The following is a 19,551-nucleotide window of genomic DNA, read 5'->3' on the forward strand; positions in this document are numbered from 1 at the left end:
GCGGCCCGGATGTCCGTGCCGCGAAGCATCCGGCGAACTGGCGGAATATATCGAGGCCAACAAGATGAGCCACGTCCGCGGCGCCCCGATGCACCCCCAGACCCAAGGCAAGATCGAGCGCTGGCACCAGACCCTGAAGAACCACATCCTGCTGGAAAACGACTTCCTACCCGACGATCTCGAGGCCCGGATCGAGGCCTTCGTCGAGCACTACAACCACCAGCGCTACCACGAGAGCCTGGCCAACGTGACACCCGCCGACGCCTACTTCGGCAGAGCGCCGACCATCATCAAACAGCGCGAAAGGGTCAAGCGACAGACCATCGAATATCGGCGCTTGCAGCACCGCAGGCTCGCCGCCTAACATCCAACCCCAGACGAGGCCCGCACTCCGCTAATCTACGCCGCGATCTGCGCCAAATGTGCTGACGACGGACACGTCTCGTCATGCCCACTCTCCAGTTCCTTGGTCACGATCTTATCTTCGTGTCCACAAAACCGGCAGCAGCTCAATATTATTGTCTTGCGCGGGCGATCGATGCCTGAAGGGAAGCGGTGGTGATGTCGCCGATGAGACGGGTGCCGCCTGCTTCCGCGGTCTGCCGGTTGAAAAAGATCATGGTGGGCGGGCCGATCACGGCGAGGTCGTGCATCAATGCCTTGTTGGCCGCGTCGAGGGTCGTGAGGTCAACCTTGAGGCGTTGAAAGCCGCTGAGCCCGGCAATGACATCGGCGTTGGGGAGAACGTCACGCTCAATCGCTTTGCAGACCATGCACCAATCCGCTGTGACGTAAATCATCGTCGGGTGGCCGTTGGCTGAGGCAAGCGCGTGCTCGATATCCGGCGTTGAGCCAGCCTGTGTGAAGGTGAGGGTGGTGGAGGGGGCGTTACCCGGCGGTGACTGCTGATTGTCCAGAGCGTCCGCGCGCAGGTGAGCGAGCGGGCGCAGCGGGTCGGTTCCACCTGATGCTGCGCCGATGGCGAGGATCACGCCGCCAAGGGACAGAACAAGCCCCGCCGCTTTGCGGAGACGGGGTCCGGCAGAGGCATCTGTCGGCAATCGGTCTGCAGCCCCCATGAATATCGCCGCTGTCAGGAGCAGGATCGCCCATAGCGCCATCGTTGCTTCCGGTGGCAGGAGGCGCGAGGCCATCCAGATTGCGACGCCAAGGAACACGAAGCCGAATACATATTTGATCTGCACCATCCACAGCCCGGCACGGGGCAGAGCTTTGCTGCCGAAGGCGCCGAGGACAATCAGCGGAATGCCCTGGCCAAACCCGAGCGCGAACAGCGCCGCTGCGCCGAGATAGGCATCGCCGGTCTGGGCGATGTAGAGGAGGGCGGCGGCAAGTGGCGCGGTGACGCATGGCCCCACGATCAGCGCCGACAGGAAACCCATACCGGCAGCGCCGCCGAGGGAACCGCGCATGCCGGTTTTCACGCCCGCGATCCGGTTGATCCAGCTGGAAGGCAGTTGCAGCTCGAACAGGCCGAACATCGACAGCGACAGGATGACGAAAAGTACGCTTACGGCGGCGATAATGACAGGTGACTGCATCGCCATTTGCAGGTTCTGGCCCGACCATGCGGCGACGAGGCCCAGCATGCCGAATGCTGTCGCCATCGCCAGAACATAGACGGAGGAGAGGATCAGACCCCGGCGTGCCGTCAGCGCCTCACCCTCGCGCGCCAGCATCGCACTCAGAATTGGATACATGGGCAGCACGCAGGGGGTGAGCGACAGAAGCAGGCCGAAAGCGAGAAAGCTCACGATCACCCACAACGCCCCGCCGCTCGCCAGCAGCGAACCGACTACGCTTACCTGACCGGCCAGAGTGAAGCCGCGCTTTTTACCTGCTTCTGAAGACGCAGCAGGTATTAATGAGACATTGAAACCGATGGCGGCCTTTGAAACCCGCAGGTTCTGCGTATCCAGCGATACGGTCAGCGGCGGATAGCAGATGGAATCCTTCTTGCACCCCTGATATGTGATGGCGACATGTTGTGGTGCGTCACCGCCAAGGCGCGCAATAGCCTCGCGATAATAGACCTCCGACGGGCCGAAGCTGGCATCGGCTGTTTCCATTGTGCCGGGATCGGTTTGCAGGGTAACCGCTTTTCCGGTCGCTGTCTCGTTGGCTTCCAGGTGGTTGCGGTAGAGGTAATAGCCGTCCGCAATTGTCCAGCGGAGCAGCACGTCCGCGTTCTCCCCGCGTTCAGCGGAAAGCTGGAAGGCATCGTCCGCCGTCAGAGCCTGCTTCTGCGCGAAGGCTGGAAGCGATAGGGCGATAAACAGCAGGCTTGCGAGGAGGCGAAGAGTGAGCATTCGGAAGCTGGCCTGACCCGGATTGTCTTTGTCGCTGGAGTGCCGCCCGGATAACGATATTCCGCCCGGCATCAGCGGGCCGCACGGGCATCGGAGATGACCTGCCGAAACCCGGCCGCGTCCAAAGCAGTCGGAATGAGAAAGGGCTCGATCATGAATGACGGCGTTCCCCGCAACCCGAGTTCTTCCGCCTGAGCGTTATTGCGTCTTAACAGGGCGGTGATTGCGCGATCATGCGTGCGGGCGTCGGCCTCCAGACGTCTCATATCAATGCCGGCCGCTGCGACCGCGCGGCGCATCGCATCTTCGGAGGGGCGAGAGCCAAGCGCCATGAGTGCGTGATGGGCGTCGAGGTATTTGCCCTGATATCGCGCGGCCAGCGCCAGTTTCGCGCCATACACGGAGGACTTCGCTAGTATCGGCCATTCCTTGTAAACAACACGCACCTTTCCATCGGCGCGCACGACATCGTTCATCGGCTTCACCGTGCGCTTGCAGAACGGGCAGTTGTAGTCGAAGAACGTCACGATCGTTACGTCGCCGCGCTCATTGCCGCCGACGGGAGCCTCGGGGTCATGCAGGATCAGATCCTGCTGCGCGGTTTGTGCGCTCACCTTCATGGCCGGCCCTGCCACACCCAGCACCATCAGGCCAGTCAGAAGGGTGCGCCGGTGGATTGTGGCTCCGGTTTTCGCGTCAGATCTCATGAGAATTGCCATCCCCGCACGTGTCACTTGTTGGTTTCGATGGTGCGACAGGGAGCGGCTGACCTTAAGGCAGCCTTAAAAAGGGTTTTTCGAGAATAGCTTCTGCTGTTTGCGCTGCGTGGCACCTTCTTAAGATCGGCTTAAGGTGCGTCTGAAGTTTGGGGAATTCGAGCAACGCGACAGGATTATCATCCCGATGCATTTACAAGACCGAGTTCCCGGAGAAGACAGACTATCCAACGCCCCCGCCCGGCGGACCTTTTTGCTGGGCATGAGTGCGCTTTTGCTTGGTGGTTGTGTCTCAACCCGGAGAACGGTCCCCGCGCCGGCGGTCGCGCAACCTGTTCAGCCTCCGCTGACGCCGCTTATGTATGCCGCAATGCCGGATGAACGGTTTCCAATTCCGGAAGTGGACGTGACGCAGATCGACGAGCGTTTCTGGCGCACGGATATTGATTATCCGACATCGGAGAAGCCCGGGACTCTCATCGTCGATACACCGGCCAAGTATCTCTACCACGTTAAGCCGGGTGGCCGTGCGACCCGCTATGGTATCGGTGTCGGCCGGGAGGGGTTCGCCTGGTCCGGTCGTGCTGTGGTGGCGTACAAGCGCGAATGGCCACGCTGGACGCCGCCCGACAGCATGGTGTTGCGACAGCCGGAGCTTAAACCCTACAGCATTGCCAATGGCGGCATGCCTCCCGGTCCAAACAACCCGATGGGCGCACGGGCGCTTTATATCCATCAGGGCGGCAGAGATACGCTTTACCGCTTGCATGGCACGCCGGAGGCCGGCTCCATCGGCAAGGCGGTTTCGTCAGGCTGCATCCGTCTCCTGCATCAGGATATCATTCATTTGCATGGCGATGTGAGGGACGGCAGTACCATCGTGGTCATCCCCGACCCGTCCATGAGCCTCCCTGAAATGGGGTGACGGGAGCATCGACCTGTCGAACGAGGACCTGTGGCGCCACGATGCCCGCGCATACCCCGCCATCGGCGTCATTGCGCAGCTCAAGCGAACATCCGGCGCGCTCAAGGGCCAGCTCGACGATTGCAAGCCCCAAGCCGCTGCCAACGGGCGCGCGGTTGCGCCCCCTGAAAAAGCGTTCTCTCACGCGGTGCAACTCGTCCTCGGGTATGCCCGGTCCTTCATCTTTAATGGTGACGATTACTGCGTCACCGCGTGTTGCGAGATCGCAGGTGATGGTTCCGCCGGGCAGCGAGTGATTGGCTGCATTCTCCAGCAGGTTTCGCGCTGCGAGCCGGAAAAAGTCGGGGTCCATCGCAAGGCGTATCGTTTCCAGATCTGGCCCCACCGTGATCGACAGGCCTTTTTCTCCCCGCGGCAGTTCATCGCCCAGTGCGCGCAAGATTGCAGCCGGGTTGACGGGGCTTGCGGGCGCGGTTTGCTCGGTGGCTTCCAGTGACGACATATCGAGCAGTTGGCGGACCAGCCGTCCTGTGCGGTCGACGCCGGAGACGATCTGGCGCAGCGCCTGGTTGCGGATGGCCGGATCGTCGCTCGCCAGCGCCACCTGTGCCTGCGTCTTCAGCCCCGCAATGGGCGTTCGTAACTCGTGAGCGGCAAAAGCTGTGAAGTTGCGCTCGCGTTCGCGCAGGCCAGCCACGCGGGCGAACAGCCCGTTGAGGGATCGCAGCACTGGCTCGATCTCACGGGCTGCGTCCGCGCCGTCAAGCGGGCTCAGGTCCGATGCGGGCCGCGCCGCGAGATTGCCGGCGATCCTGCCGAGCGGTGCAAGGCCGCGTCTGATGCTGAGCCAGATCAGGCCCCCCAACACGGGCAGAATGAGCAACGCCGGCAGCAGTAGTCCACGGATGACATCGCTGACCAGCCGGTCTCGAATGCGCATATTATCCCCGACGAGCACGCGCACACCCAGCTTGGCATTTTCGATGGCGAAGACGCGCCATGTCTCGCCGTCGATCAGGGTCTCGGAAAATCCGTCGCCATGATCCGATAACTTGGCATCGGGCGCGCCATCTGAGCGGCCAATCAACGTGCCCTGCAACGACCATATCTGGCATGACAACTGCCGCTCGTAGGTCGATGGCAGGTGAACAAGCCCGCTTGCCTCGGGCCTGTGCGCCGTCGCGACATCGATCTCCTGACTGACGATCAGCGAGTTGACCATGCGTCCCGCTTCCATGAGGCGGGCGTCGAGCACCCGTTCGATCTCGGCACGGGTGCTGACAAAAATCCAAGCAACGGCCGATAGCCACACAAGCCCCGTGGTGATGAGCAGAATAACGAAAAGCCGTGTGCTGATGGAGCGCATCAAGACTCCCCGCCCAGCCGGTAGCCCGCGCCGCGGATTGTCTGGATCATTTCCGCGCCGAGCTTCTGGCGCAAGTGGTGGATGTGGACCTCGACGGCATTGCTCTCCACTTCTTCCTGCCAGCCATAAAGCTTGTCTTCCAATTGGGTCTTGGACAGAACTGCGCCGGGGTGGCTCATAAGGGCGCGCAGAATGGAGAACTCCCGCCGCGACAGGCGTATCGGCACACCATCTTTTTCCACGTTTCGGGATGACAATTCCACGGTCACGTTCTGCCACTGAAGAACGGATTGCGAGCGTCCCTCCGCCCGCCGAATGAGAGCCCGCAGACGCGCGGCGACTTCATCAAGATCAAAGGGCTTGCCGAGATAATCATCGGCGCCCCTGTCAAGCCCATTGATGCGATCTGCAACGCTGTCGCGTGCCGTCAGCAGCAGCACGGGGATTTTATCGCCCCTTTCGCGCAACGCTTTCAAAATATCGAGGCCGGAGCCATCCGGCAGCATGAGGTCGAGGACAATCGCATCGAAACTGTGCCCGATCAGCACGGCATTGGCTTCATCGCAGGTTTCGATAGCATCGGTGGTGAAACCGGCCAGCGACAGGCCAACCCTCAGCCCGTCCCGTAGTGCCGCATCGTCTTCGATAATCAATATCCGCATCACAGTCCCGCTTCGAATGGCATCCTTTGTTCCAGATCCTTAAAGCAGCCTTAAGATGGAACGGTGGCACGCGAACATGTTTGTGCGGCCTGGCATGGCGCCTGTCGCATTTCGCCGTCACTGTGACCGTCCGGCGCTGCGGCTAATAAAATATATTTTATGATTGCATTTATTTGATAATAAAGTTATGACAGCCGCATGGAACAAGAGCTGTCAGATCCTCCTGGTGGCCGTCAGACAGACGACTCGGTGCGTGGATAAGGAGAGTTTCATGGTCAGCAATGTTGGCGGTATTGACCGCATTGTGCGTATCGTTATTGGAATCGCTCTCCTGTCGCTTTTGTTCATTCTCCCGGGGGATGCGCGCTGGTGGGGGCTTGTCGGTCTGGTTCCGCTGGCGACCGGGCTTTTCCGCAACTGCCCGCTTTACGGGTTGTTCGGGTTTTCGACCTGCCCGTTGAAGAAATCGGATCGCTGACAGAACCTGTTTTTGAGCGACGACGTGTCCAGAAATTCCCAGGAAGACCATGACACCGGACATCTTCTCTCGGTCGCGGTATTACAGGCCAACGTCGGTGAAGCATCGCAGTTTCTGAAAAAGCTGTCCAATCCGGACCGGCTGATGGTGGTTTGCGCGCTGGTTGATGAGGAATTGTCCGTGCGCCAGATGGAAGACATGCTCGGCATCCGCCAGCCCGGCCTGTCGCAGCAACTGGCCGAATTGCGCACAGCGGGCTTGACAGCGAGTCGGAAGGAAGGCCGGGAAGTCTTTTACCGTCTTGAGGACCCGCGCGTGCGTGCGTTCATGGAAACCATGCATCGATTGTTCTGTGAGCATGCATGTGAATGACGACGTGAAACGATAGCGCGTTTCGGGCATACGACCACTTTTCTGGCGACCACTTTTCTGGATCGGAAATATCGCCGTGCTGGAGGAGATATTCGGGCGTGGGATTTTCTGGACGATGGTCATCGCCGCGGTGGTGATTACGCTCGCCTATTTCTATGTCCTGTTCCGTGATCGGGCGATTTCGGCGCGGAAATTCCTTTGGGCGCAGGTGTCCATGCCGTTCGGGGGGATTGCCGCCGTGCTGTTCGTGCTGGGGGTGACGAACTCCGGTTTCCGCGACATTGGCGGGCCGATCGATGTGATCGTGTTGTTCGCCGTCGCCGTGCTGGGTGCCGTGGGCTGTGCGATACTGGTTTATACAGTCCAGTCGCTGTTGCAGCGCAAGCCGGTATAAAATAATCGTTTTGCCGGCATATCTGTCTCCCGATAATGTGTTGATTCATATCCAGCCCAGTAACCGCCACCACAGGAAGTCCAGCGGAACGAGGGCGACGACTGTGATCAGCGCCAGCGGTACGGTCAGACGCACGAGATGGCTGAGCTTCTCGCCGGACAACTGCATGGCCACGATCAGCGGGCCGACCTGATAAGGGAAAACCACCGTCGAGAAGCCGATGACCTGCGTCATCAGCACCGTCTGCAAATCGAGCCCGGTCTGGGTGGCCAGATCCTGCGCCATCGGCGTGAGCACGGCTGGCGATCCCGGTATCGTCGTAAACAGGCCCGTCACGACCGACATCACGGACAGCAGGACGAAGTTCAGCGCGTCCGTGCCCTTCTGCAATGGCAGGGCCTGCTCCAGCGCCGTGCCGAACATTGTTCCCAATCCAGACGTATCGACGATCGTGCCCAGCGCCAGCGCCCCGGCGACGAACAGCAGCGTGCCGAAGTCCACCGAGCTTTTGAATGCCGGCGGTGGTACCACGCCAATCCCCGGGAAAAGCAGTATGGAAGCCGTAACCAGTCCGATCCAGGCCGCGTTGATGCCGTGCACACTGTCCGTCATCCACAAGGCCAGCGTCACCAGCAGGATCGCACTCACGCGGATCTGCGTTGCCAGGTTCGCCTCGGCAGGGGGAGAGGTATCTACGCCGGCGGTTTCGGTGACGGCGCTCGTCGTTTGCGCGGGGAACAGGCGGATGACCAGCCACACGGTCAGCATCGATTTCACGATGCCAAGCACCGGATAGTGCAGGATCAGATATTCCATGTAGCTGAACCGCACGCCATAGATCGTCTCGGCCGCGCCGGAAAAGATCATGTTGGGAATGTTCGATGGCAGGATGGCGAAGCTTGGCATATTGCAGCCGACGGCAAGGATGACGGCAATCCCGACGCGCCCGTTCGATCCCCGGCCAAAGCCGACGCGATCGGCCAGTGCCATGCCGATGGGGACCAGCACCGCCGCCCGCCCGACAGACGACGGCATGAGAAAGCCCAGCAGCATCGACACCAGCATCAGTCCGCCGATCAGCCGTGCATAGCTTGTGGTCAGATGCGGGCCGATCAGAGCCGCAAGGCGCTCTCCCAGACCCGAGATGGTAATCGCCGCGCCGATGACGAAACCCGAGACGATCAGCCAGATGGCCGCTGAGCCGAACCCGGCGAAGACCTTGTCTGGCGCCGCCAGGCTCAGCACCAGCACCACGGCGAAGAAGATCAGGCTCGCCAGATAGGGTGGCACTACGCCGGTGCTCCACAAGGCCAGCGTGACGAGTACGATGGCGAGCGTCTGCGCCTGCGGCGTGGTCAATCCGCCGGGGGCGAGCAGCGCGATCAGCAATGCAGCGAGAACGACAAGGCCAGCAATGAAAGGCTTTGCCGGAAGGGAAGGGGATTTCTGCATCTCGGCCATCCATCTGGCATCAGGCGGTGAGAAGGCGCGGATCGTGTCCGCGCCGGATTTTTTGCGATACGGGATCAGGCCGCCGCAGCGTCGGACGCCTGGGTGGAGATTTCGGCGCCGCTTTCCAGCATCTTGTGGACCGGGCATTTGTCCGCCATCTCGATCAGGATGCGCCGTTGTTCGTCGCTCAGCGGGCCGGTGAGGGTCACGATGCGCTCGAATTGATGGGGCGTGCCGGACGTGGCGGCGGCAGTCTGCCGAACCTCTACCCGCACGTCCTCAAGCGGAAACTTCTTGTGATTGGCGACCATGCGGATCGTCATCGTTGTGCAGGCGCCAAGCCCGGCCATGATCAGCTCGAACGGGTCCGGCCCGGTGTCCCGCCCGCCCATCGCGCCTGGCTCATCCGCGCCGATGACATGATGACCGATGTTGATGTACTGGCCAAAGGGGCCGAAGCCGCTTTCGCGGACGTTAACCAAATTGCGCAGGGGCTTGTCAGACATGTCAGGTTTCTTCATCTATAAAGAAATCGATGTTCGGGATGTCAGTTAAAATTCGGATATCAGGTGATTTGCAGCGAACCCTTGGCCGCCATCAGCACCTCGACGACATCGGGAGCGGTGATGATCTCGTAATCCGGTGCCATCTGCCCGGCGGTGAAACCATTATGGATCATGCACGAAGCGCAGATCGCGATGCGTCCACCCTTGGCGCGGAAGTCCGCCAGCAGTTCCGCCACCGGGAGGAAGGGCTTGCCGATATCCATGCCGTCCGCTGCGCCGGGCTGGCCGAGTTCGACGGCGTCGACCATCAGCAGGATGATTGCGCTGTGGCCCTTGTTGAGTGCGTTGACCGCCATCGTGAAGGCGACTGTGACCTTGGCAGGGTTGGATTGGCCGTCGAAGATCGTGGCAACGAAGTCGGCTGGCTTTATTTCAACGGCTTTCGTTTCAACACTTTTCATGGAACTCTCCTGTGCTGGAAGGATCGGGTCGCGCCGCGGCAAGCGCGGTCACGGCCTCGTGTTGGCTGAGAAAGATCTGACCGGTGAGGCGTTCGAGAAAATCCGTCCGGCGGAGACGATCCATGACCGGCCCCTTCACCTCGGAAAGATGAAACGTGACCCCGGCGTCGGCGAGACGGCGGTTGATGTCCTCAAGGCTGTCCAGGGCGCTGGCGTCGATCTCGTTGACGGCGGAGCACATCAGCACGACATGGCGGACATCCGGCTCTTCAGCCACGAGCGCGGCGATCCGGTCCTCCAGATAGCGGCTGTTGGCAAAATAGAGGCTTTCATCCACACGGATCGACAAGATTCCCGGCTCCGTCACCACACGATGGCGTTCGACATTGCGGAAATGCTGCGTGTCCGGCACCCGGCCCACGACCGCCATATGCGGTCGGCTCGTGCGGTAGAGGTGCAATGCCAGTGACAATCCCACGCCCGCGACGACTCCAGGTTCGACGCCCCACAGCAGCGTGACGAGGATCGTCGCGGCCATGGCGGCGAAATCCGCTTTTGAGTAGGCGAGGACGCGCTGGATCTCGCGCAGGTCCACCAGCGACAGGACGGCGACGATGATGGTGGCGGCAAGCGTTGCCTGCGGCAGGCTGGCGAGCAGCGGCGTCAGGAACAGCGCGGCAAGCGCAATCCCGAGCGCGGTGAACACGCTCGCGGCCGGCGTTTCGGCGCCGGCATCGAAATTGACCACGGAGCGCGCGAACCCGCCCGTCACCGGGTATCCGGACGAGAAGGCGGCGGCGATGTTGGCGGCGCCCAGCGCGATCAGTTCCTGATCCGGCTCGATCCGTTGCCGCCGCTTCGCCGCCAGTGTCTGCGCAACCGATACGGATTCGACGAAGCCGATGATGCTGATAAGAAAGGCAGGAACGGCAAGAGCTGTCAGCATATCGAGGGAGATTTGCGGCAAACCCGGAACGGGCAGGCCCTGCGGGATCGCGCCGACGAGGACCACGCCTTCCGAAGCCAGATCAAGGCTGCCCGCGAGCAGGATCGTCACCGCGACGGCGACAATGGGCGCTGCCCGCGTGGTGATGTCCGCCGATCGCTGCGGCACGCCGAGGCGGGTGAGCAGAGGTCTCAATTGACTGCGGGCGAAATAGAGGAAAACGAGCACGCTAACGCCGATCGCGACGGTGATCGGATTAGTCATGTCCGCACTGGCGGCCAACGCGGCAATGATGCCGGGAAGGGTGTCACCGCCTGCCGAAACTCCCAGAATATGCTTGAGCTGGCTGGCGGCGATCAGAACCCCGGAGGCGGTGATGAAACCGGAAATGACCGGGTGGCTGAGAAAATTGGCGACAAAGCCGAGCCGGAATATCCCCATCAACAGCAGCATGACGCCCGACAGAAGCGCCAGCAGGATGGCGGCAGTCAGGTAATCGGCGGTTCCCTGCGCCGCCACTTCGCCCACAGCCGCTGCCGTCATCAGCGACACCACGGCGACGGGGCCGACGGCAAGCGTGCGGCTGGTGCCGAACAGCGCGTAGGCGACGAGCGGCAGTATCGAGGCGTAGAGGCCGATTTCGGGTGGCAGGCCGGCCAGCATCGCATAGGCCAGCGATTGCGGGATCAGCATGATCGTCACGATGACCGCCGCCACCAGATCGCTGGTCAGGGTAGCGCGGCTGTAGGAGCACCCCCATTCGAGGATCGGCAGAAACCTGCGGATCGACGGGAGCGCGCGTGCCGGCCGGGGAAATTGGGGGCTGTCGTTCATTGTTGCGCTCATTTGCCGGTGAAAGTCATTTCCCTGCGGACGTTTGCGGCGCAAAGGCCTTGCGCATCAAGCGTGCAAGGACGATCCCGGCGAGCATCGCGGCCACGAAGATCACGGCGCTGATCTCGCCCAGGCCGAGCGCGGGGATGGAGCCGCCGGGGCAGAAGCCGGCGATGCCCCAGCCGGTGCCAAATACGGCGGCCCCCGCCAGCAGAGGAAGATCCAGATCCCGCTTTGTCGGTAGGTGGAACGTCTTGTCGAACAAAGGCTTTGGCTGTTGCAGCACGAAGCGGTAGCCAGCGGCCGTGACTATCAGCGCCCCGCCCATGACGAAAGCGAGCGACGGATCCCACGATCCGGCGAAGTCGAAGAAGTTCAAAACCTTCGCCGGGTTGATCATGCCGGATATTGCGATTCCAGCGCCGAAGACGAGGCCGGCGATGAGGGCTGAAAGAACGCGCGCCATCAGAAGCCTCCCAGGCCATGCCGGATGACGAACACCGTGATGGTTGTCGTCGCCATGAAAGTTAGGGTCGCCGCGATGGAGCGGACCGACAGCCGTGCCATGCCGCAGACGCCATGCCCCGAGGTGCAGCCTGAGCCGAACTGGATGCCAACGCCGACGATCACGCCGCCGACAACGAGCCATGGGGCCGGAACCGGGCTGTCGAAAGCGATGACCGTGTTGCCCGCGACTGCCACGATGAGCGCCGGCGCGGCAATCGCACCGATTATGAAAGCGGCGCGCCATGCCCAATCTGCTGCCGTGGGTGGCAGCAGGCCGGACAGGATGCCCGATATGCCCGCGATGCGCCCATGCATCGCCATGAGGATCACGGCGGCGAGACCGATAAGCGCGCCGCCGAGAAGAGAGGTGATGGGGGTAAACACCGTCATGGCTCAGTCCCGGTCCATTTCATCCCACGCCGCGCCGGTCAGCAGGTCGAGCGGTATCTTGAGATAGCGCCGGCCATTGGCTTCAGGGACGGGCAGGCGGCCGCCGTTCATGTTGATTTGCAGCGACTGGAGGATGAGTTTCGGCATCGCCAGGGTGCGGTCGCGCGCTTCTCTCGCGGCAACGAAATCGTCCTCGATCTTGTACCGGGCCATATGGATGTTCGCGGCCTTCTGCTCGGCAACGGTCGATTCCCACTGCGGCTCGCGTCCGCCGGGCTGATAGTCGTGGCCGGTGAAGATGCGCGTCTCGTCGGGCAGGGCAAGGATCGCCTGGATCGAGCGCCATAGCACACGAGCGTCACCGCCGGGAAAATCGGCCCGCGCGGTGCCGCTGTCCGGCATGAAGAGGGTGTCGTGGACAAAGGCAGCATCGCCGATAACATAGGTGATCGAAGCCAGCGTGTGGCCGGGCGAGAACATCACCTTCGCATCGATATTGCCGACCTTGAACGTATCGCCATCCGCGAAGAGCCGGTCCCACTGCGAACCGTCGGCGGGGAAATCCGGCCAGTTGTAGAAGCCCTTCCAGAGCTTCTGGACCTCGATGACCTTCTCGCCGATGGCGGTTGGCGCGTCGGTCTTTTCCTTGAGGTAGCGGGCGGCGGAGAAATGGTCGGCATGCGGGTGCGTGTCGAGAATCCACGCAACCGTGTAGCCCTTGTTGTGGATGAAATCGAGGATCCGGTCGGCATTGGTCGTGGCCGTCTGGCCCGACTTCTCGTCGAAATCGTAAACCGGATCGACAATGGCGCATTGTTTCGTTTCCGGATCGGCGACGACGTACTGGATTGACCAAGTGCGGGGGTCGAAAAAGCCGGTGACTTCGGGGTGTCCGGGCATGGGTGTTTCCTTCTGGACTATGGAGTTGCGATGACTGGCAGATCAGTAACCGTTTTCGGTCAGCCAACCCACGGCGCGGGATAGGTCAAAGCCGCGTGCATTTCCGAAGGGAACGAGATCTTTTTTCCTCATGCGTCCGTCGAAAACCTCGCCGATGGCCCACAGGATCAGGGAACGCGATCCCGAACGGCAGAAGGCGAGAACAGGCCCCCGGCTCTCGGCCAGCACCTTCTGCAGCATGCGGACCTTCGCCTCGGTGATGTCCGGACCGGCTATGGGAATATTGACGCTTTCCATTGCGGCGCCTTGGGTGGCTGCGGAGATCGCAGCGGCGGACGGTTGCAGGAATACCTCGCCATCGGGCCTGTTGTTGATGATCGCCGCGTATCCCGCCCGCGCGATATCCGCGATGTCCTTCGGGCGGATTTGCCCACAAACGGCGAAACGCTCATTGATTACGACTGGGTTCACAGACGCTCTCCCCATCTGCAGCGGTAAGCACTTGATGGTGATGTAAATTATATTTCAATATAATGCAATCAAAAAAATGCAATAAATTAAATGAATAAAAACAGGCGCTGGTAAGAGGCATGGGTACAGGACGACAGGTGACTAGGCTGCTCCACCGTGCCAAATTTGCGTGATTGCCCAGCAAGTCGCGCTTTACATTAAATGCTTGCCAGATCGTTCTATCCGCCTGTTCCGGATGGCACCGGCCCAGAACAGGCAATACATTTGTAGAGAAGCCTTGGCGCATGCAACTCGCCCGCTTGTGCGGCCGCATATATAAATCGTAGAGGCGTTTCTTGCGTAATGCGCTCATTTTGCGCGCTTGCGTCACTTGGTTAAGCAGAGTAATCGACAGGCACTTTTGGAACAGAAAAGGTCGCGCAGATCAATTTTCCTCGATCTCGTCAAGCATTGCGAGCACACCGATTAGGTGAAAGAAATACCGTGGATACCCGCCATATCTTTCTAATGCTCTTTCATCCTCTTCGACATGGCTGACATGAGCACGTTCTTGACGAGGCATCCTCAAGTCTGGATGCCGAGAACGAAGGGTTTTCTTTGAGAGTAATGCCAAGCTCAAATGTAACCATACAGTAATTATTGTTGCTCACCGGCCATCTATAATGCAAAGTGCCGATTGCATCCTGGTGCTTGATGGCGGGCGTATTGTCGAGGCAGGAGGTCACGATAAGCCGATCGCGTTGCATGGAGCATATTCACGTCTGATGTCACCAGAATATAAATATAATTATATTTGATATGACACTCTATCTGTCAATTATTATGTCACGGAAATCATTTCTACCAGCTCATTTGTTGAAAAAATGCTGGCGGTGATATTGCATAAACTGCGAGTGCGGCCTGTTTTCAAGCTATGACGGGATAAATGGCCGGCTCTCAGGATTGATGAGCCACGAGACCCTGTCCGGAGCAGCGCCTCTGACGGCAGCGCACGGTCACGAATGCGTCTTTCGCGATCGAGGAAGAATCGAATTGCCCAGATCTGCTTCGGGGTGAAAGGACGCTTGGTGCTGACCTTCTTTCCGGTATTCCAAGCTGCACGCTCGCGGCTGGCATCATCAAATTGAGAATGGCCCATGTGAGTTCTCCTCGGCCTTGATTGGCCGAGTAAGAAACGCGGGAGTCCCAACCGTTCGGAGAGCTGGTTGCCAACCAGACCGGATCTCAGGTCGGCAACACAATCCCGGGCAACCGTCTATCGCCAATCGAGACGGTGACATCCTCCTCCTCCTCAGGCCCGAGGCTCATCGAGTGCGTCGAGAAAGGTCGATCTCGTCGGAAACCTCTCGATATTGCGGAGCGCAGTCAGGAGTGCAGGCTGGGCATAGGCCGCAAGCGCGCCCAGCAGATCGGTCTCGCTGGACGTGAGCGGCCCCACTTTGGGGCTCTTAAGCAGCGCATATCCCCGCATCACGGTTTCGCCCACACCCCCCGGTTCGCCGGGAGGAGATTGGAAGAGGAGCTCCATCCGGCGCGCCACGCTCGGTTCCCGTGGCTCCACGCTGTGCCGCAGGAGGATGGCTTCCAACGCCGCGAAACTTTGGGTGAGGCGCACCAGTGGATCGGGTGAGGTTAGTCCCTGGCTGAACCGGATCAGGCTTGCCCGCACGTCGAGCGCGAAAGGGGTGAGCCCCTCGATCGCGATCAGGCGCCCGGCCAGCGCGAGACCCTGCTCCATTATCCGCTCGCGGGCGGCATCCGAGAGCCGCCAATGCACGATGTCTTTGACAAGCAGACTGTCTGTGAGACTAGCCTCGTTCTCGGAGAGAACAATCAGTTTGGATGAGGGCATGATCTCGGCGCCCATAAGTGCCATCGGACAGAGGAGGGCGGCAACAATCGATTCCGGACAGAAAACGCGCAGGAGAGCGACGCAATCCTGCGCTATTAGAAGTGCCTTTTCCTGCGCGAAGTGCGGCTCGGCTATGAGTTCGATCGCGATTGCGGCGTGACCCACAAAATCTCTTTCCATCTGCAAAAGGAGCGCGTCCACATCCGCCGCCTGTTCGGGTGACGGCTCGCCTCCCCGGCTGCGGAAATCTTCGATCAGTTGGATGCCGAGCGGCTCGATGGCGACAGGACCAAGCTGGAAAGCAGATTGGACTTCGAGATAGGCAACCGGCGCCAGCACGCGACATGTCCGAACTGTGTTCCTGGCTGCGGCACTGAGTGCGTCCGAGTAGCTTTCTGCATCCGAGCCAGAGAACGCAGAACGAGCCCAGATGATGAAAGTCTGTTGGATAAAGCTCTGCCCAAGCGACTGGGCGGCCCACGGTGTCTCGCGGACGAGATCGGCTAGCGTGGCAACGCCAGAAAAATCGTCCTCGGCCAAGCCGTAGGGCGTCGTGTCAGTGTGGATGAACGCGACGACACGCATGCCGTCCGCATCTTGGCCGGTAAAAACCGGCGTATCGACGAGATCATCTGGCGTGATCGTGGCAGCTGCGTGCCGCTGGCTCGGAAATGAGGGCGACGGCCGAGCTGCAAAACGAAGGGCTCGTATCTTTGAGACAAGCTTGATAGCGGCTTCGTCTATCGCACGCGCGTGTTCGGGGCTCCATTGGAACCTCTCGACAGACGCCGTCTCGGGGTTCGGCAGTGAAGGAGGCGCCATCCCACGTCCGCGCTGTTCAAGTTCGGCTTCCAGTCTCGCCGTCTCGATCAGATCCTCCCGATGCAGCGTCTCCAACTCCTGATCGAGCCAGGCATGCAGCGCGCGGACATGGGTCAGATAGTCGTCGACGAACTGCCGGAAGTCGAGCTTGTCGCCTTTATCAGCGATGAACTGGCGTGCTCTTGCACTCAACTTGGGCCACGCTGCAAGGGATGTCAGCTCCAGATGTATGCCGGTCTTGATCGTCGCATCCGTGTCAGGATCGTTCCGGTCGAACCGGACAAACATGCTGGTGCCGGGCGGCCCCCTGTGCAGCATGTAGTTGCGCAGGTCATGGATGAAGGCCACGACCGGTTCCCTTCCAGGACCGGCATTGAGACGGTCCTGATAAGCGGTCTGGAGGGGTGTCCCATCATAATGCTCCGCGACAAGCGCGCGCGTATGGTCGACAAGCGTCTTGGCAGCAGCCAGGAAATTGTGGAGATGGCGAGAAATCTCACGATGAGCCTGTTGGCTGGCCTCCCTGTTCTTCTCGAAGAAGAGGTCGAGACTGAGTTCTGCATCGTGCGCGCGGATGACGGCTTCACGCAACTCGAGCGCATTCATTTCGAGAATATTGAGTGAGAAGGTCCGGGCATGGGCCCGGTTGAGATACTGAGCACCGGGCGAGGCGTGCAGCGCGTCTACCGCGGAACGGCCGAGGGTGGATGGATCTGCCATCATAGAACATACCTCTTTGCAGGTGCAGAACGCGATCTGTATCGAGAAATCGGTTGCGACTGCGAGCGATAACAGTAGAGCGCCTCAATACGGGCACCCGCCACCACATCAGTGCGAAGGGCAGCCTTAATCACTTATCGCTAAATGCCGCCTAGCAAATAAGCACGCTAGCGATCATCCCCGATAGTACCCTTGGCGGATGAATGAACGACCGGCTTTAGGATCGCCCCAGTGGGGCGCTAACGGCGAAAATGGGGCGCTGAGCTGCCGAGTGCACCTGATATGCGAGACATCTATTGTCTCGCACACATAATCTCCATTTTTCCCGTCTCAGCAATGATCCGTGCGGCGAAGGCGGACACGTAGCTGCGGCGAAAGCCATGTCTTCGCTCCAGCAGGCGTTGCTCTGCTACCTTGATGATCTTGCGCACCAACGAAGGTGGAATGGCTAGGAAGTCAGCGTGGTTGAGCTCGGCGTGAAGGCTTCTGATTTCTTCTCCCGTTCGAGTTTGCAACGCCTGAAGATATGCCAGCCGCTCCTGCAACGCTGGTTCATCCAGGCTGAGCGCCCCATCTCAATCGCCTTGAGGAGTCGTTTCAGGCGCAGTCACACCTCCTCACCACGCCGGGTCAATTCCTTAAGCCGGTCATTTCCGTCACGCTCTAGGCTGTGTCTGCATTCATGGATTCCGTTTCAGTCTCTGATCTGATTCAACGTCTGCGAAGGAGATCGGACCTTGAGCAGACGGACACTGACTCATGAGCAATGGACGCGGATCGAAGGGTACTTGCCGGCCGTGCGGGAACCCCGGTTCGCAGCGGCGTCGACAACAGATTGTTTGTCGACGCTATCTTATGGATGGCTGGTGACGCAGCTCGCTGGCGCGATCGGCCGCTTACGTTCGGCAAGTGGACAGCGGTTCATGCCCGCTTTCGACGCTGGTCTCATGCCGGGGTTTGGGAGAGCCTTTTCAAGACGTTGGCTGACGCTCCCGATTTTGAGTATGTCCTGATCGACAGCACGATCTGCAAGGTGCATGCCGATGCGATGGGAGCAAAAAGGGGGCTCAAGCTGCCGCGATCGGCCGCTTGCGCGGCGGCCTGACAACCAAGCTGCACGTAGCGGTCGACGCGCTCAGCTTGCCTGTACAAACCCATCCAACTGCTGGGCAGTGAGGAGATTGTCCTCAGGCGGAAGGGCTGTTATCCGGGCTCAGGGGCATCGGTCATGTCATTGCGGACGCAGCCTGCGATGCGGATCGGCTGCGGACTTTCATCGCAAAGGATCTCGGAGCCCAAGCCCAGATCAAGGCCAATCCAACGCGAAAGCGCGCTCTTCCTATTGACTGGCCGCTCTATAAGGAGCGTCATCAGGTTGAGTGTTTCTTCAACAAACTCAAACGATTCCGACGCATCGCCCTGCGTTGCGAAAAGTCACTTACAGCCTTCATGGGCTTCGTTCACCTAGCTTGCGCAGTGATATGGCTCAAGTGAATGCAGACACAGCCTAGTTTAACCCGATGTCCACAAAAACCGGCAGCAGCTCAAGTTCAGGCACCCGAGGAAAAGTTTATTCGTGATCTCGCTTGCAATGCTTCATTCTGCTCAAGATTTGGAGCTTCCCCAAAAAACCGTCGCGGTTCGAGAAAAGCAAGTCAGAATGCCATGCCAAGCTTGGAAATATACGATGGTGATCCGCCGATCTCACATCTCGCCCGCGAACGTATCGACGTTTGGCTTATCCGTCTCGATAGCACCTTCTACCGGCAAACGGCAGGTTTTGAGGACTTTCTCGACCCTTGGGAACTAGAACGGTATCGGCGCTTCAGGGACGAAAAGGCCGCGCTGCAGCATCTCATGGGGCGTGTGCTCGTCAGGACCACCCTTTCCCGCTACGTTGACGTACCGCCAGCGGCGTGGCGCTTTGTCGTGAACGCTTTCGGATGCCCGTCGATCGCGACGCCCTCTGGAACCGGACTAACTTTCAATTTGTCCCACACCGCCGGGCTGGTTGTATGCGCCGTGACCCGCGGAATGGACGTCGGCGTGGACGTGGAGCGGGCGAGGCGCCACGCCGATATCGAGAAACTTGCGCGGCACAGCTTCGCTCCGGCGGAAACCGCGTCCATTTTGGCCGCCCCTCCCGAGGAGCGGCACGAGTTGTTCTTCGCCTACTGGACGCTCAAGGAATCCTATATCAAGGCGCGCGGAATGGGGCTCGCGCTGCCACTGGACGGCTTCGCCTTCGATCTCTCGCAACCGTCGCCCCGAGTCTCCTTCACGGAAAAATGCCCCGACGACTCCGGACGCTGGGCATTTTTCCGGGAGCGCCCGACACTCGAGCACCGCTTGGCATTGGCGGTCTCGGGTGGCGGCGCCCCATGCGTTGCCTATCGGTGGGCCGTCCGGCGCGGGAGCGCGCTGTTCCCGCGCCCATGAGCCTTCGC

At 60.3% G+C, this 19,551-nt stretch carries 21 protein-coding genes and 2 pseudogenes; 7 read left to right on the forward strand and 16 right to left on the reverse strand.

What is annotated here, in order from left to right:
• Positions 1–28: 28 nt before the first annotated feature.
• A pseudogene (locus FHS81_RS15640) lies at positions 29–364 on the forward strand (integrase core domain-containing protein); the annotation flags it as partial.
• Positions 365–515: 151 nt separating this feature from the next.
• Here FHS81_RS15640 and dsbD read toward each other — a convergent pair.
• Both dsbD and FHS81_RS15650 read right to left on the reverse strand, forming a co-directional pair.
• Positions 516–2,330 (reverse strand): protein-disulfide reductase DsbD, encoded by a 1,815-nt coding sequence (dsbD, locus tag FHS81_RS15645; RefSeq protein WP_183754532.1) that lies wholly within the window; start codon positions 2,328–2,330, stop codon positions 516–518.
• 71 nt (positions 2,331–2,401) lie between these two features.
• On the reverse strand, positions 2,402–3,037 hold the full coding sequence (locus FHS81_RS15650) for a DsbA family protein (protein WP_210281767.1): 636 nt from the start codon (positions 3,035–3,037) through the stop codon (positions 2,402–2,404).
• A gap of 196 nt (positions 3,038–3,233) precedes the next feature.
• Between FHS81_RS15650 and FHS81_RS15655 the strand changes: the two genes are divergently transcribed.
• On the forward strand, positions 3,234–3,971 hold the full coding sequence (locus tag FHS81_RS15655; protein WP_183754534.1) for a L,D-transpeptidase: 738 nt from the start codon (positions 3,234–3,236) through the stop codon (positions 3,969–3,971).
• On the opposite strand, the gene FHS81_RS15660 is transcribed toward FHS81_RS15655, so the two are convergent.
• Both FHS81_RS15660 and FHS81_RS15665 read right to left on the reverse strand, forming a co-directional pair.
• Positions 3,931–5,337 (reverse strand): ATP-binding protein, encoded by a 1,407-nt coding sequence (locus tag FHS81_RS15660; protein WP_183754536.1) that lies wholly within the window; start codon positions 5,335–5,337, stop codon positions 3,931–3,933. The two genes, FHS81_RS15655 and FHS81_RS15660, sit on opposite strands and share 41 nt — an antisense overlap.
• On the reverse strand, positions 5,337–5,999 hold the full coding sequence (locus tag FHS81_RS15665; protein WP_183754538.1) for a response regulator: 663 nt from the start codon (positions 5,997–5,999) through the stop codon (positions 5,337–5,339). The genes FHS81_RS15660 and FHS81_RS15665 overlap by 1 nt, the downstream gene beginning before the upstream one ends.
• 271 nt (positions 6,000–6,270) lie before the next feature.
• On the opposite strand from FHS81_RS15665, the gene FHS81_RS15670 reads away from it, so the two are divergent.
• From FHS81_RS15670 to FHS81_RS15680, 3 genes are all read left to right on the forward strand, one after another.
• Positions 6,271–6,477, forward strand: a complete 207-nt coding sequence (locus tag FHS81_RS15670) for a YgaP family membrane protein (protein ID WP_183754540.1) — start codon at positions 6,271–6,273, stop codon at positions 6,475–6,477.
• Positions 6,478–6,591: 114 nt separating this feature from the next.
• Positions 6,592–6,849 (forward strand): ArsR/SmtB family transcription factor, encoded by a 258-nt coding sequence (locus FHS81_RS15675; RefSeq protein ID WP_428982460.1) that lies wholly within the window; start codon positions 6,592–6,594, stop codon positions 6,847–6,849.
• Between the two features lie 70 nt (positions 6,850–6,919).
• Positions 6,920–7,243, forward strand: coding sequence for a DUF5368 domain-containing protein (locus FHS81_RS15680; RefSeq protein WP_343052521.1), 324 nt, complete (start codon positions 6,920–6,922; stop codon positions 7,241–7,243).
• A gap of 45 nt (positions 7,244–7,288) precedes the next feature.
• Here the strand turns inward: FHS81_RS15680 and FHS81_RS15685 are convergent, their stop codons facing one another.
• The 12 genes from FHS81_RS15685 to FHS81_RS15735 all read right to left on the reverse strand — a co-directional run bounded on the left by FHS81_RS15685 (position 7,289) and on the right by FHS81_RS15735 (position 17,649).
• Positions 7,289–8,695, reverse strand: coding sequence for an SLC13 family permease (locus FHS81_RS15685; protein ID WP_183754542.1), 1,407 nt, complete (start codon positions 8,693–8,695; stop codon positions 7,289–7,291).
• A gap of 74 nt (positions 8,696–8,769) precedes the next feature.
• Positions 8,770–9,201 (reverse strand): OsmC family protein, encoded by a 432-nt coding sequence (locus FHS81_RS15690; protein WP_183754544.1) that lies wholly within the window; start codon positions 9,199–9,201, stop codon positions 8,770–8,772.
• A gap of 59 nt (positions 9,202–9,260) precedes the next feature.
• Positions 9,261–9,662, reverse strand: coding sequence for a DsrE family protein (locus FHS81_RS15695; RefSeq protein ID WP_210281771.1), 402 nt, complete (start codon positions 9,660–9,662; stop codon positions 9,261–9,263).
• Positions 9,649–11,442, reverse strand: a complete 1,794-nt coding sequence (locus FHS81_RS15700) for a SulP family inorganic anion transporter (protein WP_183754546.1) — start codon at positions 11,440–11,442, stop codon at positions 9,649–9,651. Before FHS81_RS15700 ends, FHS81_RS15695 begins: the two co-directional genes overlap by 14 nt.
• 25 nt (positions 11,443–11,467) lie before the next feature.
• Positions 11,468–11,908: a DUF6691 family protein gene (locus FHS81_RS15705; RefSeq protein WP_183754548.1), complete on the reverse strand. Its 441-nt coding sequence runs from the start codon at positions 11,906–11,908 to the stop codon at positions 11,468–11,470.
• A complete protein-coding gene (locus tag FHS81_RS15710) occupies positions 11,908–12,339 on the reverse strand; it encodes a YeeE/YedE family protein (protein WP_183754550.1) in 432 nt (143 codons plus the stop codon). Before FHS81_RS15710 ends, FHS81_RS15705 begins: the two co-directional genes overlap by 1 nt.
• 3 nt (positions 12,340–12,342) lie before the next feature.
• Positions 12,343–13,239 carry an MBL fold metallo-hydrolase gene (locus FHS81_RS19310; RefSeq protein ID WP_343052518.1) on the reverse strand — a complete coding sequence of 299 codons (897 nt, stop codon included), beginning with the start codon at positions 13,237–13,239 and terminating at the stop codon, positions 12,343–12,345.
• 42 nt (positions 13,240–13,281) lie between these two features.
• Complete coding sequence (locus FHS81_RS19315) at positions 13,282–13,710, reverse strand: protein tyrosine phosphatase family protein (RefSeq protein WP_343052519.1); 429 nt, start codon at positions 13,708–13,710, stop codon at positions 13,282–13,284.
• Positions 13,688–14,062, reverse strand: coding sequence for a hypothetical protein (locus FHS81_RS15720; protein ID WP_183754552.1), 375 nt, complete (start codon positions 14,060–14,062; stop codon positions 13,688–13,690). Before FHS81_RS15720 ends, FHS81_RS19315 begins: the two co-directional genes overlap by 23 nt.
• A 468-nt stretch (positions 14,063–14,530) precedes the next feature.
• A complete protein-coding gene (locus tag FHS81_RS15725) occupies positions 14,531–14,848 on the reverse strand; it encodes a hypothetical protein (RefSeq protein ID WP_183754554.1) in 318 nt (105 codons plus the stop codon).
• Positions 14,849–15,001: 153 nt separating this feature from the next.
• Positions 15,002–17,107, reverse strand: a complete 2,106-nt coding sequence (locus tag FHS81_RS15730; RefSeq protein ID WP_183754556.1) for a hypothetical protein — start codon at positions 17,105–17,107, stop codon at positions 15,002–15,004.
• A gap of 290 nt (positions 17,108–17,397) precedes the next feature.
• Complete coding sequence (locus FHS81_RS15735) at positions 17,398–17,649, reverse strand: hypothetical protein (protein WP_183754558.1); 252 nt, start codon at positions 17,647–17,649, stop codon at positions 17,398–17,400.
• Between the two features lie 192 nt (positions 17,650–17,841).
• Here FHS81_RS15735 and FHS81_RS15740 point away from each other — a divergent pair.
• Positions 17,842–18,598, forward strand: a pseudogene (locus FHS81_RS15740) (IS5 family transposase).
• Between the two features lie 180 nt (positions 18,599–18,778).
• The gene (locus tag FHS81_RS15745) at positions 18,779–19,543 is read left to right on the forward strand and encodes a 4'-phosphopantetheinyl transferase family protein (protein WP_183754560.1); all 765 of its coding nucleotides are present in this window, start codon (positions 18,779–18,781) and stop codon (positions 19,541–19,543) included.
• Positions 19,544–19,551 lie beyond the last annotated feature (8 nt).

Origin of the sequence: Pseudochelatococcus contaminans, assembly GCF_014195635.1 — a bacterium.
Taxonomy (GTDB): domain Bacteria; phylum Pseudomonadota; class Alphaproteobacteria; order Rhizobiales; family Beijerinckiaceae; genus Pseudochelatococcus; species Pseudochelatococcus contaminans.

What these genes read in the sequence shown, in the direction of transcription:
- FHS81_RS15720 (WP_183754552.1), bottom strand. Translation starts at nt 14,062, where the DNA reads ATGAGCGCATTACGCAAGAAACGCCTCTACGATTTATATATGCGGCCG.
- FHS81_RS15705 (WP_183754548.1), bottom strand. Translation starts at nt 11,908, where the DNA reads ATGGCGCGCGTTCTTTCAGCCCTCATCGCCGGCCTCGTCTTCGGCGCT.
- FHS81_RS15660 (WP_183754536.1), bottom strand. Translation starts at nt 5,337, where the DNA reads ATGCGCTCCATCAGCACACGGCTTTTCGTTATTCTGCTCATCACCACG.
- FHS81_RS15730 (WP_183754556.1), bottom strand. Translation starts at nt 17,107, where the DNA reads ATGATGGCAGATCCATCCACCCTCGGCCGTTCCGCGGTAGACGCGCTG.
- FHS81_RS15710 (WP_183754550.1), bottom strand. Translation starts at nt 12,339, where the DNA reads ATGACGGTGTTTACCCCCATCACCTCTCTTCTCGGCGGCGCGCTTATC.
- FHS81_RS15725 (WP_183754554.1), bottom strand. Translation starts at nt 14,848, where the DNA reads ATGGGCCATTCTCAATTTGATGATGCCAGCCGCGAGCGTGCAGCTTGG.
- FHS81_RS15650 (WP_210281767.1), bottom strand. Translation starts at nt 3,037, where the DNA reads ATGAGATCTGACGCGAAAACCGGAGCCACAATCCACCGGCGCACCCTT.
- FHS81_RS15655 (WP_183754534.1), top strand. Translation starts at nt 3,234, where the DNA reads ATGCATTTACAAGACCGAGTTCCCGGAGAAGACAGACTATCCAACGCC.
- FHS81_RS15700 (WP_183754546.1), bottom strand. Translation starts at nt 11,442, where the DNA reads ATGAACGACAGCCCCCAATTTCCCCGGCCGGCACGCGCGCTCCCGTCG.
- FHS81_RS15670 (WP_183754540.1), top strand. Translation starts at nt 6,271, where the DNA reads ATGGTCAGCAATGTTGGCGGTATTGACCGCATTGTGCGTATCGTTATT.
- FHS81_RS15695 (WP_210281771.1), bottom strand. Translation starts at nt 9,662, where the DNA reads ATGAAAAGTGTTGAAACGAAAGCCGTTGAAATAAAGCCAGCCGACTTC.
- FHS81_RS19310 (WP_343052518.1), bottom strand. Translation starts at nt 13,239, where the DNA reads ATGCCCGGACACCCCGAAGTCACCGGCTTTTTCGACCCCCGCACTTGG.
- dsbD (WP_183754532.1), bottom strand. Translation starts at nt 2,330, where the DNA reads ATGCTCACTCTTCGCCTCCTCGCAAGCCTGCTGTTTATCGCCCTATCG.
- FHS81_RS15665 (WP_183754538.1), bottom strand. Translation starts at nt 5,999, where the DNA reads ATGCGGATATTGATTATCGAAGACGATGCGGCACTACGGGACGGGCTG.
- FHS81_RS15690 (WP_183754544.1), bottom strand. Translation starts at nt 9,201, where the DNA reads ATGTCTGACAAGCCCCTGCGCAATTTGGTTAACGTCCGCGAAAGCGGC.
- FHS81_RS15685 (WP_183754542.1), bottom strand. Translation starts at nt 8,695, where the DNA reads ATGCAGAAATCCCCTTCCCTTCCGGCAAAGCCTTTCATTGCTGGCCTT.